This window comes from Vibrio harveyi, assembly GCF_030060435.1.
Lineage (GTDB): Bacteria > Pseudomonadota > Gammaproteobacteria > Enterobacterales > Vibrionaceae > Vibrio > Vibrio harveyi.
Genome location: NZ_CP125876.1, coordinates 2,096,962 through 2,112,294 on the forward strand (window position 1 = coordinate 2,096,962; position 15,333 = coordinate 2,112,294).

At 45.3% G+C, this 15,333-nt stretch carries 15 protein-coding genes; 9 read left to right on the forward strand and 6 right to left on the reverse strand.

The genetic code is table 11. The annotated features are described in order from the left end of the window. The first annotated feature begins 169 nt into the window (after positions 1-169). On the forward strand, positions 170-1,939 hold the full coding sequence (locus tag QMY49_RS25725; RefSeq protein WP_283315339.1) for a choice-of-anchor I family protein: 1,770 nt from the start codon (positions 170-172) through the stop codon (positions 1,937-1,939). Positions 1,940-2,034: 95 nt separating this feature from the next. Here QMY49_RS25725 and QMY49_RS25730 read toward each other — a convergent pair whose 3' ends face one another. After that, positions 2,035-2,373 (reverse strand): 4a-hydroxytetrahydrobiopterin dehydratase, encoded by a 339-nt coding sequence (locus QMY49_RS25730; RefSeq protein WP_005433587.1) that lies wholly within the window; start codon positions 2,371-2,373, stop codon positions 2,035-2,037. Continuing rightward, a complete protein-coding gene (gene phhA, locus QMY49_RS25735; protein ID WP_283315345.1) occupies positions 2,363-3,157 on the reverse strand; it encodes a phenylalanine 4-monooxygenase in 795 nt (264 codons plus the stop codon). The genes QMY49_RS25730 and phhA overlap by 11 nt, the downstream gene beginning before the upstream one ends. Before the next feature lie 221 nt (positions 3,158-3,378). Here phhA and QMY49_RS25740 point away from each other — a divergent pair, with 221 nt between their 5' ends. After that, positions 3,379-5,349, forward strand: coding sequence for an acetoacetate--CoA ligase (locus QMY49_RS25740; RefSeq protein WP_283315347.1), 1,971 nt, complete (start codon positions 3,379-3,381; stop codon positions 5,347-5,349). Between the two features lie 63 nt (positions 5,350-5,412). On the opposite strand, the gene QMY49_RS25745 is transcribed toward QMY49_RS25740, so the two are convergent. Then, complete coding sequence (locus tag QMY49_RS25745) at positions 5,413-6,111, reverse strand: class I SAM-dependent DNA methyltransferase (protein ID WP_005453728.1); 699 nt, start codon at positions 6,109-6,111, stop codon at positions 5,413-5,415. A 49-nt stretch (positions 6,112-6,160) separates the two neighbouring features. Between QMY49_RS25745 and QMY49_RS25750 the strand changes: the two genes are divergently transcribed. Both QMY49_RS25750 and QMY49_RS25755 read left to right on the forward strand, forming a co-directional pair. Continuing rightward, positions 6,161-7,039 (forward strand): LysR family transcriptional regulator, encoded by an 879-nt coding sequence (locus QMY49_RS25750; protein ID WP_283315348.1) that lies wholly within the window; start codon positions 6,161-6,163, stop codon positions 7,037-7,039. 175 nt (positions 7,040-7,214) lie between these two features. Beyond that, positions 7,215-8,108, forward strand: coding sequence for a cation diffusion facilitator family transporter (locus tag QMY49_RS25755; protein WP_005453725.1), 894 nt, complete (start codon positions 7,215-7,217; stop codon positions 8,106-8,108). Positions 8,109-8,229: 121 nt separating this feature from the next. Here QMY49_RS25755 and yddG read toward each other — a convergent pair whose 3' ends face one another. Then, entirely contained in the window at positions 8,230-9,132 is a 903-nt protein-coding gene (gene yddG, locus QMY49_RS25760) for an aromatic amino acid DMT transporter YddG (protein ID WP_017819219.1), read from the reverse strand. Between the two features lie 129 nt (positions 9,133-9,261). Here yddG and QMY49_RS25765 point away from each other — a divergent pair, with 129 nt between their 5' ends. The 4 genes from QMY49_RS25765 (at position 9,262) to QMY49_RS25780 (ending at position 12,780) form a co-directional block, all read left to right on the forward strand. After that, positions 9,262-9,408 (forward strand): hypothetical protein, encoded by a 147-nt coding sequence (locus QMY49_RS25765; RefSeq protein WP_005453721.1) that lies wholly within the window; start codon positions 9,262-9,264, stop codon positions 9,406-9,408. A gap of 12 nt (positions 9,409-9,420) precedes the next feature. Then, positions 9,421-10,071, forward strand: a complete 651-nt coding sequence (gene elbB, locus QMY49_RS25770; protein WP_038897273.1) for an isoprenoid biosynthesis glyoxalase ElbB — start codon at positions 9,421-9,423, stop codon at positions 10,069-10,071. Positions 10,072-10,405: 334 nt separating this feature from the next. After that, a complete protein-coding gene (yiaY, locus tag QMY49_RS25775; protein WP_005442614.1) occupies positions 10,406-11,554 on the forward strand; it encodes an L-threonine dehydrogenase in 1,149 nt (382 codons plus the stop codon). A 149-nt stretch (positions 11,555-11,703) separates the two neighbouring features. Then, positions 11,704-12,780: a PQQ-dependent sugar dehydrogenase gene (locus QMY49_RS25780; protein WP_283315353.1), complete on the forward strand. Its 1,077-nt coding sequence runs from the start codon at positions 11,704-11,706 to the stop codon at positions 12,778-12,780. Between the two features lie 28 nt (positions 12,781-12,808). Here the strand turns inward: QMY49_RS25780 and QMY49_RS25785 are convergent, their stop codons facing one another. Then, positions 12,809-13,804: a S66 family peptidase gene (locus QMY49_RS25785; RefSeq protein ID WP_283315355.1), complete on the reverse strand. Its 996-nt coding sequence runs from the start codon at positions 13,802-13,804 to the stop codon at positions 12,809-12,811. Positions 13,805-13,928: 124 nt separating this feature from the next. Here QMY49_RS25785 and QMY49_RS25790 point away from each other — a divergent pair, with 124 nt between their 5' ends. Beyond that, complete coding sequence (locus QMY49_RS25790) at positions 13,929-14,543, forward strand: HAD family hydrolase (RefSeq protein WP_005388252.1); 615 nt, start codon at positions 13,929-13,931, stop codon at positions 14,541-14,543. Positions 14,544-14,649: 106 nt separating this feature from the next. Here QMY49_RS25790 and QMY49_RS25795 read toward each other — a convergent pair whose 3' ends face one another. Continuing rightward, entirely contained in the window at positions 14,650-15,129 is a 480-nt protein-coding gene (locus QMY49_RS25795) for a Dps family protein (protein WP_005388254.1), read from the reverse strand. Positions 15,130-15,333 lie beyond the last annotated feature (204 nt).

The following is a 15,333-nucleotide window of genomic DNA, read 5'->3' on the forward strand; positions in this document are numbered from 1 at the left end:
AAAACGATTTTGACTAGGCGTCCCCATCCGAACAAAATTTAACCGCGAAAGATCAACAGCCCCTCATAACACTTCAATCAATGCGCTATTCCTCACTGTTGTAGTGAATGAATAGATATCTAATTTAGGTGCATTGAGCAACATTGTATCTGCTTAATAAGGAAATATCATGACCACCCCATTTAAGGCAATAGGCGTATTGGCATTATCTTCACTTGCCATCGCGTGTTCATCTCAACCTGACGATTCTCTCTCTTCGTTTGCAGCTCAGTGTAAAGCATCGGTAGCACCTGTTGGTGGAGAGACATCCATCCAAGGTTTGACCTTTATGGGAACGTCTATCGCTGACGCACCATTCGATACGTCGGCAGCAGAAATCGTTCAATATGATGCTTGTACTGACAAGCTTTACGTGGTCAACGCTCAAGCAAAGCGTGTCGATGTACTTTCTATGGATGACAACGGCGCACCAACGCAAACCGCATTCATTGATCTCAACAGCGCGGGCAAAGCGGCAGGCGTTGAGATTGGTGCGGCAAACAGCGTTGCTGTCTTTAATGGTTTAGTCGCTGTTGCGATTGAAAACAGTAATAAGCAGGCGAATGGTATTGTTGGCTTGTACCGTTCGGATGATTTGTCGCTTATCACCACCTTCCCTACTGGTGCATTGCCAGACATGGTTGGCTTCTCAAAAGATGGCAGATACATTGCGACAGCAAACGAAGGTGAGCCAAATGGTGATTACAGTGTCGATCCAGAAGGCAGCATCACATTAATCGACGTGAGCCAAGGCGTAAAACAAGTAGAAGTCACGCAGATTGGTTTCAATGAGTTTGATGGTGCACGTAAGTCTGAGTTACCTGCAGATGTTCGAATCTCAGGTCCAAATGCAACAGTGGCGCAAGATCTAGAACCGGAATACCTCACCTTTGCTGACAACGGGAAAATCTACGTTGCGCTGCAAGAAAACAACGCGATGGCAATTGTAAACCCTGAAAGCAAATCGGTAGAGAAGATTGTGGGTCTGGGCGAGAAATCTTGGTCGGACTCAAAACTGGATGCTTCGAACAAAGACAAAATCATTGGCAACTTTAAGAGCTACCCTCAACTGGTTGGTCTGTACATGCCAGATACCCTCGACAGCTACTCGGTAGGTGGCAAAACTTACATCCTCTCTGCCAACGAAGGTGACGGTCGTGAATATGGCTTCAAAACAACACAAGCTCTATGTGACCAAGCAGGCTTTAAGTGGGATGAAGACGATTACCTCGGTACAGATGAATATACTTCTGAGCAAGGCACCTGTTTAAGCCATATTGATGAGGTGCGCGGTAAGAAGCTGAAAGTCGCAGCAGATCACCCGCTGGCAGAGGCGCTAAAAGACAACAAGCAACTCGCGCGTCTAAAAGTGATTAAGCCAGAACAAACGCTTTCTGCGCAAGACAATGTTCAAGCCTTTGGCGCGCGTTCGTTCTCTATTTGGGATGAAAACGGTGAGTTGGTTTTCGATAGTGGTGACGATTTCGCAACCATCGCATTAATGAATGAAGGTAAGAACTTCAACAGCACCAACGATAGCAATGACAGCGGCGATGACCGCAGTGACGACAAAGGCATTGAGCCAGAAGCGATTGAAGTAGCACAAATCAATGGTCGTCACTACGCGTTTATCGGCTTGGAGCGTCAAGGCGGCATCATGATTTATGACACCACAGACCCGAAACAAGCGCAGTTCCTGCATTACGTAAACCGTCGTGATTATAACCAGCCAGTTTGTACAGAAGTGGAAGATGGCGAATGCGCGAACGACACTTACAATCCAAAAGCAGGTGATTTGGCGCCAGAGTCAATCAACTACTTTGCTCGTAAGGGACAACACTTTATCGCAGTAGGCAATGAAGTGTCAGGCACGACGTCTGTGTTTCGAATTGAGCTTTAATTCTCGCTCTTCAAGAGAACAAAATTAAAAGTAAAGCGCCCGAACTTAAGTTCGGGCGCTTTTTGTTTATAACGAGTGAACATAATCACTCAGCTCTATTCTTCAATAGCCAATGCGTCACACTTCGAAGCACAGATAAAGTCGTTCTTATGCAAGCCTTTAATAGAATGACTCCACCAAGTGATGGTCACTTTGCCCCACTCCAGCAAGATAGATGGGTGATGGAATTCATCTTCTGCAAGCTCGGCAATCTTGTTGCTAAACGCCCACGCTTGTTTGAAGTTCTTAAACTTGTAGACCTTCTCAAGCTGAGGAATCTCATCTCTCTCAATGATCTGCCAATCAGATAATTGCAGCAGCAGAGACTGTTGTTCCTCTTTACTAAGTGCAATGGCATCGATACTACAAGCTTCGCATTTTTGTTCATTCAACATGAGCTGGTTCCTTTGGTTCAAAAAGTGGTGGAAGCAATCCGGCTTCAATCGCTAGATCGGCATGTTTCAATAAATTCAATTGGCTAATTTGGAAAAGCTGCGACAAATCTTCAATCACGTAGTATTTCGGCTGCATGATATCGATGCGATAAGGGGTTCTTAACACAGTTTGCAGGTCAAACTCGTCTCTAATCGCGATGTCGCTTTCCAATGAATAGATGGTTTCTCCCGGAGATGAAAGGATGCCGCCACCGTAGATCTTGGTTTTGTTACCCTCTTGAACCAAGCCGAACTCGACTGTAAACCAATATAGACGCGCAAGGTACCCTCGCTGCTTTGGTGTCGCGGCTTGTCCAAGCTGTCCGTAATGCTCGGTAAAGGCGGCAAAATCAGGGTTGGTGAGCATGGCACAATGACCAAAAATCTCATGGAAGAAATCTGGCTCTTGTAGGTAATCAAACTCTTCTCGCGTTCTCAAAAACGTCGCGACTGGGAAGCGTTTATTGCCAAGCAAATTGAAGAAACGATCAAAATCGATCAACGCGGGTACTGGCTCCACTTGCCAGCCCGTTGTTTCCATCAAAACACGATTAATTTCGGGCAGTTGTGGCACGCGGTCATGAGGTAAATCGAGTAACTTGAGTCCATGCAGATACGCGTTGCATGCACGGTCTTGAATCACGCTCATTTGTCTTGTTACCAAGTCGCGCCAAATGGCATCTTCTTCATGGCTCCATTCTACCCTTCCATCCTGATCGACGGGTTTTGAATGATACTGAGTCATTGCACATCTCCGTTAACAAATCCTTTACATTAAGCCTATCTACACTCTTTTGTCCTTCCAATCCCCTGACCATTTTCCACTCAAAATTCAGGTGTAACATTTTCTTTACATTAACACCTAACGCATTGATATACATAAGGAGCCAGTTTCTCCAACGAGTTTGACTTTATTTCTGGTTCACCTCAGACTAAAAACGTTAAAACTTTGTTATAGAGGGAGCTATGCGCGAGAGCAACAAAGTCTGGCAGCCGACGGAAGATCGAATCGAGCAAGCCAATATCACGCAGTTTATCGAGCACATTAATCGGCAGGGTTTCGAGCTCAAAAACTACTCTGATTTGCACCAATGGTCTTTGGAGCATAATGAGTATTTCTGGAAAGAGGTTTGGCAGTTTTGCGACCTAATTGGCACGCAAGGCGATACCGTTAAAGCGCAAGGTGAAAGCCGTTGGCAATCACCAATGCAAAATCGAGATGCCGTGTGGTTCCCTCAAGCTCAAGTTAACTACGCAGAGAACTTGCTCAGTTTGGCAGAGCAACAAGCGGATGAGCTGGCAATTTGGTTTGAAAACGAGCGCGGTGACAAACAGATTTACACATGGAAACAGCTTTGTGATGAGGTCTCGAGCGTTCAGCAATGGTTAGTCGAATGTGGCATCAAGCAAGGTGATGTGGTTGCAGGCTATTTACCACATATGCCACAAACCGTTATTGCAATGCTAGCCACCACCAGCTTAGGCGCGACTTGGACGTCCACCTCCCCTGATTTTGGCGTAGAAAGCGTTATTGAGCGCTTCGGGCAAGTGAAGCCAAAGGTTCTCTTTACCTGCGATGGTTATACCTTTAATGGAAAAACCTTCGATATGTCGGAGAAGAACCACCACATCGCGGATCATCTCGATGGACTGAAACAAGTGTGCCAGATCGGTTACCTCAAACCGCATGTGTTCGAATGCGATGTTTGTACTCACGATTGGCAAAACATCATTAATCAGTATTCCCCAGCTCCGTTGCATTACACTCGCGTGGAATTCAATAGTCCGCTGTTTGTGCTTTATTCCTCTGGCACGACGGGCAAGCCTAAGTGCATCGTGCATTCTGTTGGCGGTACGATTCTTAATCATCTTAAAGAACATCAACTTCATTCAGATATTCAGCCTAAAGACCGCGTCTTTTACTACACAACTTGTGGTTGGATGATGTGGAACTGGCACGTATCTGCTCTAGCAAGTGGCGCGTGCTTGGTGATTTTCGATGGTAGCCCGGTTTACCCAGCACCTCACGTATTATGGGATTTAGCCCAGCGAGCAGAAGTAAGTCTCTTTGGTACTGCCGCCAAGTATCTAGAAGCGATAGAAAAAGCCGGATTGTCACCTATCAAAGATTACTCACTCCCAGCTTTGAGAACCTTGTGCTCTACGGGCTCAGTGCTTTATCCAGAGCAGTTTGACTACGTGTATCAACGAATCAAGCAAGATTTGCACTTGGCTTCTATTTCAGGCGGAACAGACATCTGTGGCTGCTTTGTATTAGGCAACCCTATCTCGCCTGTTTATCGTGGTGAGTGCCAGTACGCTGGCTTGGGGATTGATGTTCAAGTGTTCGACTCACAGGGTCAAAGCGTGAATGGACAGCGCGGTGAGCTCGTCTGCACCAACTCTATGCCTAACTTCCCTATCGGCTTTTGGAATGATACCGGCGAGCGTTACCACAACGCGTATTGGGACAAGTTCGATGATATCTGGCATCACGGTGACGATGTCGAACGCAGCGCCAAAGGTGGGTTTGTTTTTTACGGTCGTAGCGATGCATTATTGAATCCTGGCGGTGTGCGCATCGGCACAGCGGAGATTTATCAGCAGGTAAATGCCATTGAAGGTATCGTCGATTCCATTGCCGTTGGTAAAGAAATCAAGCGAAACGAACAAATTTGGCTGTTTGTTCAGACCGTTTCTGGCGTCACTTTAGATGACAGGTTAGTAGCAGAGATTAAGTCGCGCCTCAAAACGTCCTGTTCGCCAAGGCACGTGCCAAGCCAAATTTTCGCCATCAGCGACATTCCTAAAACACGCTCAGGAAAGTTGGTAGAACTTGCAGTCAAACAAGTCATAAATGGTAAGGAAGTTGAGAACTTAGGTGCGATTGCGAACCCGGATGTTTTAGAAGAAATTCGACAACTCACGTTTGTCTAGCTAATCAAAGAAAACAAAAAAGCGAGCTAAACAGCTCGCTTTTCTTATGTTCTTTGTCGGAGATTAACGGCGACCTACACCCATTAATACTGACATTGTGTGACCGTCTGATGTGATTTCGAAGACCTTCTTCGTTTCTACCTCAGTAAAGCCGGCTTTGATAAGTGCGTTTTCTGATTTCGCTAGCGTGAAGCCTTCTTTTGCTGAATCTGCGATCCAATCAAAATGCACGAAGTGACCACCAGCGTTAAGTAACGAGTGAGCAATCTCTAGAGACGTTTCGTAGTCTTCGATAAAAGCCAGAACTGAAGAAGCAACGACTAAGTCAAACTGACCACGGAATGCTGGGTGCTGAGCAACTAGACCACGCGTCAATGCGTCAACAACTGGTTCTACATTCTCTAACTCTTTCTTATCAAGCTCTTCTATCATGGCTTCAGATGCATCCAGCGCCACAATCTCTTTTGCGGATGGCGACAATAGTTGGCTTAACTGCCCTGTCCCACATCCAAAATCCAATACTTTAATGCCATCAAGCTGAGTAAGCTGTTGTAACTGTGCAAACACCGACTGAGCAAATTGATCTGTTGCTGGGTTAGATTCCCAATTCTTTGCTAAGCCGTCCCAATCTTGTGCCATCGTGGCCTCCATGTTCACTTCTTGTAACCCCCATAGATTACCGCAAAAACGCCAAAACACCATAGACTTATCTGGCGAATCCGTGTTTTTTTCGATAATCTTTCTAAGCGTCAGTACGCTCATTCATCTACGTTATCGATTCTCATCTTTTTAGTTTAGGTCTTTTTTAATCATGAACTTAACTCAAGTCGAAGCTTTTTGTACCATCGCCGAATATGGCTCCGTATCGGAGGCTGCGCGTCAACTCGATTGCAACCGCACCAAACTCAGTATGGCAATTAAAGCGCTTGAGAAAGACTTAGACGTCGAGCTATTCATTCGCACAGGCAATCAACTAACGCTCTCGGAAGCGGGGAAAGCCATCTTCAAAGACTGCGAAAACCTGCTCGTAACCGCACAACGAATCAAAAAGACCTGCGCTCAAGTTTCTGACGGCTTCAACGCTGAGGTCTGGGTGGCACGTGACGACTCGCTGCCAGACGAACTGTGGCAAGAGCTATCTCATACTCTAAACAATCGCTTCCCATCCACCACATTCAACCTGATTCTCGCTTCCAGTGGTGACTTAGCTAATTTGGTCAGTACTCAACAGGTCGATTTTGCATTTGGTGTTGATTACGAGCGCGTGGATGACCCACACATCGTTTACAATCCACTTGGTAAAATTCGTATGATGTCGGTCTGTAGCTTCGATCACCAACTCAGCAAAATGCGTCGCGTCACCGATGAAGATTTGCGTAACCAGATGCAAGCTTTGATGGTGTATTTGAATGAGAAAGACAACCCCGAGCTACAACCCTTTTCTACTCGATACATTGGCTTCTCCAGTTTTGACTACATGCTGAACACTATTTTAGAAGAAGATGCATGGGGCGTATTACCAGAGCCATTGATCCGACATTACTTGAGACATCAGAAACTTGCGGTGATCAAACACACCTATGGTTTGACGCAAGAAGACTACTGTATGTTCGTACCAAATGGACAAACAGAGCACCCTGCAATGAGTTGGTTGGCCGATAAGTTAAGCGAGTATTTATTCGACTTCTAAACATATTGCAGTGAGCGTCAATTATATTGACAGCAAAATTTAATGTTAAATCATTGAAAAATAAAAGCATAATTCAAAAACAACATTTTATCGTTTAAATGTCACACAGTTTTCATTTGCTTAAATTTGCCCTAAGGAGAAGAATGTAAGGGTGTAATAATTTAAGGCATCTTTTATGTGTGACAGGACAAGCAAAAACGAAAACCGTATCCTAACCTTCTCAGCCCTTTTAGCATCTGGGTTTGCAATTGGAGGGATGGTACTTGGCTTGCTTGTTGGGTCGATCGTCATCGTTTTTGACGGTGTTTATTCTCTAGTCAGTCTGCTGTTAACTTTATTGTCACTGGCAGCTTCTTACTACATCAGCAAGCCATCAAAATCTATTTTTCCTTTCGGCAAAGCTGTACTTGAACCTATCGTTATCGCTATTAAAGCCGCTGTTATTTTAGTGGTGGTTTCTTTCTCATTATTTTCAGCGGTAACCGCGTTGATGACAGGCGGTCGTGAGGTAGACGCTTCCATCGCAACCATCTTCGGTGTCGTTAACGTGATTGGTTGTGGTTACGCTTGGTGGTTTATGGCGAAGAAAAGTCGTCGTTTCTCATCAGGTTTGATCGAAGCCGAGAAAAAACAATGGCAAATGGATACGTTGTTAAGCGTGGCAGTAACGGTTGGTTTTATCGCTGCATGGCTAGTATCGCTAACACCATACGCACACTACGCGGTCTATGCAGACCCTATGATGATGGTCTTGATGGGCTTTTACTTCCTTAAAGTACCATTTGATATGCTAGTTGGTGCCCTGCGCGAACTGTTAATGATGACACCAAGCAAAGAGTTGTGTCAGAGCGTTGGTAAAGACGTTCTTGAGATTGAAAAAGTGACCGAGCACCAATTGAAACTGGCTGGCGTAACTAAAGTTGGTCAAGAACTGCGAGTAAATGTGGACGTGCATGTGGATGACGACACGCTAGAGCTTGATACGCTAGAACACACTCGTAAGCAGCTTACTAAGCGACTATCGAAGCACAGATTCAAGCTTCAATTACAATTGAACGTCGCTTATTAGAGCGCCACCAAACAATCATTAGAACTCAAAAGAAAAGCTCCCAATCTCGGGAGCTTTTTTCTTGCTTTGATTTGAACCTGAAAGACACTCAAGCGTGCTCTAAATATTTCTATACCAGCGTTCATCCCGCCGCTTCGCGCTTCTCTTTGGTGACCAGCCAACACATCAGCGAACCAACCGTTACCATTACGACTCCTTGCCAGAAGCTGTGGCTTAGAGTGACGCCTAGAATAAGAGAGGAAAACAGAGCAGAAAAAATCGGCGTAAAGTAAGACAAGGTTGCGAGAAACACCATATTGCCGCCCACAATCGCGATGTTCCACAATCCGTAACCACCCGCCATTAAAGCTGCAGAAGCCACTAAGTACCCCATCGCTTGCCAGCTGAATGCCATTGGCGGCTCATCAGTAAAGGCGTATTTGATCCACAAAGAGATGGCTGTCGCGATAAAAAACAAAGTAATCGCGTTGTGCTTCGATTGTTGTCTTTGAGTCAGATTGCAATACACAGCCCAGATGACTGCGCCTGCAAATGCCATGAAGTAAACAATCGGATTGCTACTGATGTTCGCCACTAACTGCGTCGGTGATAAACCGCTATCACCACTGACCGTCCACGCGACACCAATGAATGCCAACATAACTGCCGGGTACAGTAACCAGTTCGGCTTTTTGTTACTGCCCAATACCGCAAACAAAACGGTTAGTGCCGGCCATAGATAATTGACGATCGAGACTTCAATCGCCTGAGAACGAGAATTGGAGTAGCCCAATGCCAGCGCGAGGAAGATCTCGTAGCAAACAAACATCGCTCCACCCAGAACTAAATACTTGGGTGAGAAATACGACAGTTTTGGGATGCCAACCACAATCAACAGAAAAATGGAGCTCAGAGAATACAGCATGGCTGATCCACCCACGGGTCCCAAACTTTCTGTCACCAATCTTGCGATGCCTAGCAAACAGCTCCAAGAGAGAATGGCGATACAACCATAAAGGGTGAAACGAAACTGATAGGATTGCATGTTATCTATGTGACCTACTGCTCATGAATGCCAAAGGAAACTGCAGCTTAACTCAAAAATGATCCGCTTCAACGTACTCTTTTTCCAAAATCGGTATAAAAACCACTCTATTAAGCGGTTGGAGTCGATATGAAACATTTTCTGCCTTCGAGTGTCATGCTGACACCGTTTGTTGTGCGCTACTATGAGGAAGACGACGAAAGTGAAAACGTTGAAACACATTCGGAAACGCATGGTCTAGATAGTGAAGAACAATCTAAGGAACGTTCAGAGTAAAGGAATCCAATCATGAAAAAAGTCGCAGTCATTTTAAGTGGTTCAGGCGTTTACGACGGCTCTGAGATCCACGAAGCCGTATTGGCGCTCTACGCCATCGAGAAAGCAGGTGCAACTTGGCACTGCTTTGCACCTAACATTGACCAACTCCACGTCATCAATCACCTAACTGGTGACGAAATGGATGAAACACGTAACGTCTTGATCGAATCAGCTCGTATTGCACGCGGAAATATTGACGATGTCGCCAAACTTAACGTTGATGAATACGATGCCCTACTACTTCCTGGTGGATTTGGTGCCGCGAAAAACTTAACCGACTTCGCCGTCTCAGGCGCAGAGTGTTCGATTAATACTCACGTCGCCCAAGCCTGTCGTGCATTCGCTCAAGCAGGCAAACCTGCAGGTTATTTATGCATCGCACCAACTATTATTCCTATGATTTACGATCAAGGTGTAAAAGGCACCATTGGTAACGATGAAGCCACTGCAGCAGCATTCGGTCATATGGGGGGTAAGCACGTCAATTGTCAGGTGGATGAAATCCATTTCGATGAAAAACACAACGTGCTTTCAACACCAGCTTATATGTTAGCGGAGAATATCTCACAAGCCGCATCAGGCATTGAAAAACTAGTAGATAAGTTAGTTAAAATCGCCTAAACCGAAAACGTTTGCTTAAAACACACCATACGAATCCCCATTGATAGACTACATATTAATGGGGATTTTTTATACTTTAGTTGAATTGAGAGATAAACTGTACGAATCTTGTTATTTTTGCCAATCGTTTGCGTGATAAATGAGATATTTCAGCTACGTTAAGTAGGTGTTGCACCATCTCACTGTGCAACAAGACTGTCATCACACTTTCAGCCCTCAAGATACCCCTAAGGGGTTAAACTTGTCCTAGATCAATCTAAATCAAGAACGGGGTATGCAAGAGTAAATGACAGATTAAGAAAGATTATTAAAAATAACGACGGAGCAATCCAATATGACAAGTGCATTTTTTATCCCTACCGTAAACCTAATGGGCGCTGGTTGTCTGAAAGACGCAGCAGACAGCATCCAATCTCAAGGCTTTAAAAAAGGTTTGATTGTTACGGATAAGATTCTTAACCAAATCGGTGTAGTAAAGCAGGTTCAAGATCTACTAACAGAACGCGACGTAGCAACTGTTGTGTTCGATGGCACTCAACCAAACCCTACTATCAGCAACGTTAACGACGGCTTGGCACTTCTTACAGATAACGAATGTGACTTCGTTATCTCTCTAGGTGGCGGTTCACCACACGACTGTGCGAAAGGTATCGCGCTTGTTGCTTCTAACGGCGGCAAAATCGCAGATTACGAAGGCGTAGACCAATCTGCAAAACCAATGATGCCACTTATCGCAATCAACACGACTGCGGGTACTGCATCTGAAATGACGCGTTTCTGCATCATCACTGACGAAGAACGTCACATCAAGATGGCTATCGTTGATAAGCACACAACACCGCTTATCTCTGTAAACGATCCAGAGCTAATGCTAGCTAAACCGGCTTCGCTAACTGCGGCAACAGGTATGGATGCCCTAACTCACGCGATTGAAGCTTACGTATCTATCGCAGCAACACCAATCACTGATGCGGTAGCAATCAAAGCGATTGAGCTTATCCAAGCGTACCTACGCACAGCAGTGAAAAACGGTGAAGATCTAGAAGCTCGTGAACAAATGGCATACGCACAGTTCATGGCGGGTATGGCGTTCAACAACGCGTCTCTAGGTTACGTACACGCAATGGCACACCAACTAGGTGGTTTCTACGACCTTCCACACGGTGTTTGTAACGCGATTCTTCTACCTCACGTACAGCGCTACAACGCGCAAGTATGTCCTGAGCGTCTACGTGATGTAGCGAAAGCAATGGGCGTAAACGTAGAAGGCATGTCTGCTGAAGCAGGTGCAGCGGCAGCAATCGACGCTATCGTTACTCTAGCGAAAGATGTGGGTATCCCAGCAGGTATTAAAGAGCTTGGTGCGAAACTAGAAGACATCCCAACACTAGCAGACAACGCACTGAAAGATGCTTGTGGTTTCACTAACCCTAAACAAGCAACTCACGAAGAAATCTCTAAGATCTTCGAAGAAGCGATGTAATCTCGTTACATAAACAATTCTCTAGCCTTAATTCAATCCCCGGTCTCGTATCGGGGATTTTTTACATTCTTATACAATCCATGCTCTGCAAAACGTTCTCTTTTAGTGTTAGCTTTTAAGCATTAATACGATTCATATTGGAAGGAACCATGAGAACGATTGCTGCTGCCCTACTCGCTTGTTTATCCTTTTCTGCCAACGCAGCCGAATACCGCGCTAACGAAGTGGCGAATGGATTTCAGATCCCTTGGGGGATCGAGTTCTTAGATAGCCAACGCGTTATCGTTAATGAAAAGAACGGTACGGTTTCGCTGCTGGATATCACATCAGGCAAACCTCAAAAGCTGTTTAACGTCCCCGATGTGAACACTAGTGGGCAAGCTGGCTTATTGGATGTCGCGCTCGCACCGAATGCCGATACGCAAAAACCGCAACTCTTCTTTACCTACAGCAAGCGTACGAGCAAAGGCAATACGGTGGTGTTAGCGACGGCGCAATTGCAAAACAATCAGCTTGTGGGTTGGAAAGATCTCTTTGTTGCTGATGCCATCACCGATACAGGTCGCCACTACGGCAGTCGAATTTCATTTATTGACGACAAAGTTTACTTCTCAATCGGTGACCGTGGCGAACGTGATAATGGGCAAGACACTCAAACCCATGCTGGCAGTATTCTGCGCCTTAACCTTGATGGTTCGGTTCCACAAGACAACCCATTCAAATCTTCCGAAGCTCGTCCTGAGATATGGAGTTACGGGCACCGCAACCCACAAGGTATGTTTTACGACGAAGCAACAAAACAGCTGTGGTCGATTGAACATGGACCACGCGGCGGCGATGAAATTAACCTAATCAAGAAAGGCGCGAACTACGGCTGGGCAAAAGTCTCTCATGGTAAAGAATATTGGGGACCGTTGGACGTTGGTGAAGCTAAGTCGTTACCGGGAATGGAAGATCCAAAGTTGGTATACATCCCTTCTATCGCACCCAGCAATATGATTTTGTACCGTGGCGATAAATACCCAGAGTTGGACGGAAAAATCCTCGCCGGTGCATTGAAACTGGCGCACATCAACGTGGTTTCTATTGAGAATGGCAAGCTCACCGAATCAAAAAGATTGATGGAGAATCTTGGTGAGCGAGTAAGAGATATAACCATCAGCCCCGATGGTTATATCTACTTTTCTACCGACAGCGGCAAAATCTTTCGTCTTGAGGAGAAATAGTTTTCTCTGACGAACGAGTCAAAAAAAGCTAGCTCTTTAAACTCACTGCCACCGTTTCATTGTCAAAATCGAGCGTCATGGTCGAGCCCAATGGAACGGTGAGCATTGGGTGGGTATGACAGCTGTCAAAGTCATACAAAATTGGCAGTGGTTGACCGTTAAGTACTTCTAATAACACGTCTATAGGTGCTCGTCCTGTGCCTTTATCGTTGAACTTTTCATGCTTGCCGAGCACAATCGCACCAACTTTATCAAACACGCCAGAAAGCTTGAGCAGCGCAAAAGAGCGTTCGACCGTTTCAATGCCCTGCAAACAATCTTCCACTAGCAAAATATCGCCTTGTTCGATACTCGGCATAAACTTACTTGCCCAAATACCCGTCATGGTATTGAGGTTGCCACCAATCAAACGTCCGGTGATCTTGCCTTCACCTTTGAAGTGCCACTGGTTTTGCAAGGTTTGCTTTGCGCGGTCTTGCTCGCCCCATTCTATCCATTCATCTGTCCACCCTAGTGGCATTGTGTATTGATGATCCAAGCCGACTAATGTATTCACTATCGATTCGAACGAAGCGAAGGTCTCGTCCACCAATGGCGGGAATTCACCCAGAGATGCCACCAAAGCTGGACCATAGAAAGTAACGATGTCAGTTTGTGCGTAAATGCCCAAGAGTAGAGCCGTCACATCCGAATAGCCAACAATGATCTTGGGATCTTTCTTCAATGCCTCGTAATCAATGTAAGGTAGCAATGAGTTACTGTTGTTACCGCCAATGGTCGACATAATACAGCGCACTTCGGGATCACGAATCAGCGCATTCAATTCTTCTACTCGCTCTTGAATTGAACCCGAGCGATATTGGTCAGTTTTGCCCATTAAGCTGCCTGCTTTTAGCTGGTAACCATGAGATTCCACGTACGCTTTGGCACGCTCAAAACGCGCTGGTGCAAATACCGTGGCTGGGGAGGATGGCGAGAAAAAGCCGATGGTGTCGCCTTTTTGTAATGGTTTAGGAATGATCATGCGCGTCCTTGTTTTGTGATACATGGTTGATTTATTTTCGTACAATCTAAGCAGAAGAATCTAAACTTAACAATAACCTTTTGTTTTTTAAAACGATAGTTCGGTTAAGTTGTACGAGGTCATTATGATTCCATTCCCTTTACAGCTCGATAAAATTAAAGCCGTGGTGTTTGATTTAGACAACACCTTGGTGAGTTCTGATATGAACTTCGGCGAATTGCGACAACAGCTAGGTTGTCCGCAGAGTGAAGATCTATTGGATTTTGTCGACGCACTTGAGCACCCTCATCATCGAGAGCACGCTCATAACGTGATATTTGATTACGAGATTTCTGATGCTGAGCAGTCTGCTCCAATGATTGGCTGCCATGAATTGCTCGCCCACTTGCATCAAAATGAAATCAAAACCGCTATCGTGACGCGCAACTGTCAAATCGCCACGCAGCGCAAACTAGAACACAACCAAATCTCAGTGGAACGAGTCATCACTCGTGAATGCTTCCCGCCCAAGCCAGACCCTTTGTCTCTGCAAGTATTGGCGAAAGAGTGGCGTTTGATGCCGGATGAAGTGCTTTATGTCGGTGATTACCTTTACGACTTACAGGCAGCGTATAACGCTCAGATGCCGTCTTGTCTTGTGCATCATGGTAATCAAGAAACCTTCAATGACTCAGCCTCGTTGGCGCTTAATGAACTCAGTGATTTATTGAGCCGTTTCGAATCCTTACCACGCAAATAAAGCACACATATAAAATACGCAAACAAAAAAGGGGCACCAACGTGCCCCTTATGACTTATTCCCGATTGTTCATGCGTTCCCAAGGATTGCTTGGGTGATGCGCTGCTTAGCCTTGTAGGTAAGCGTTAAGCATCCACATTAATTTTTCTTGCTCACGGATGTAGTCACCCATCAATGCCGCTGTACCTTCGTCATCTGCTTCACCCGCGTTTTGTAGAATCTCACGCTGTTTTAGAAGTAGAACGCTAAAGCCTTGAACCAGACCTTGTACACACTCCTCACCAGAAGTCGCGTTTTGATGTTCTTTAATTTCACTTGCTTCCAAGTAGTTGCTGAATGCGTGCGCTGGCGTATGACCCAAAGTTAGAATACGCTCTGCAAGCTCATCGATTTTTGTTTGTAGATCAGTGTAAATCTCTTCAAATTTTACGTGCAGTTCGAAGAATTGCGCACCTTTGATGTTCCAGTGGTAACCGCGAGAGTTCATGTACAACACTTGGTAATGCGCTAGCAGTTGATTTAACTGTTGAGCTAGTTGTGCTGATTGTTCGCTGTCTAGACCAATTAGGCTTACTTGTTTGTTCATAATCTTGCTCCTAGAAGGATGATACCAATCGTAGTAACGAACGATTCTCTTACTGGGATTGGTATAAAGTTTAAAAATTCTTTTGCAGTATTTGCTGCCGATGAAGTCATATTACGACTCCGACTCGGTGAAGAAAATTTGGTTTTAGCTATGATTTAAATAGCCAAATCCAATGAGCAAGTAGACGAATATCGGCGTATCATC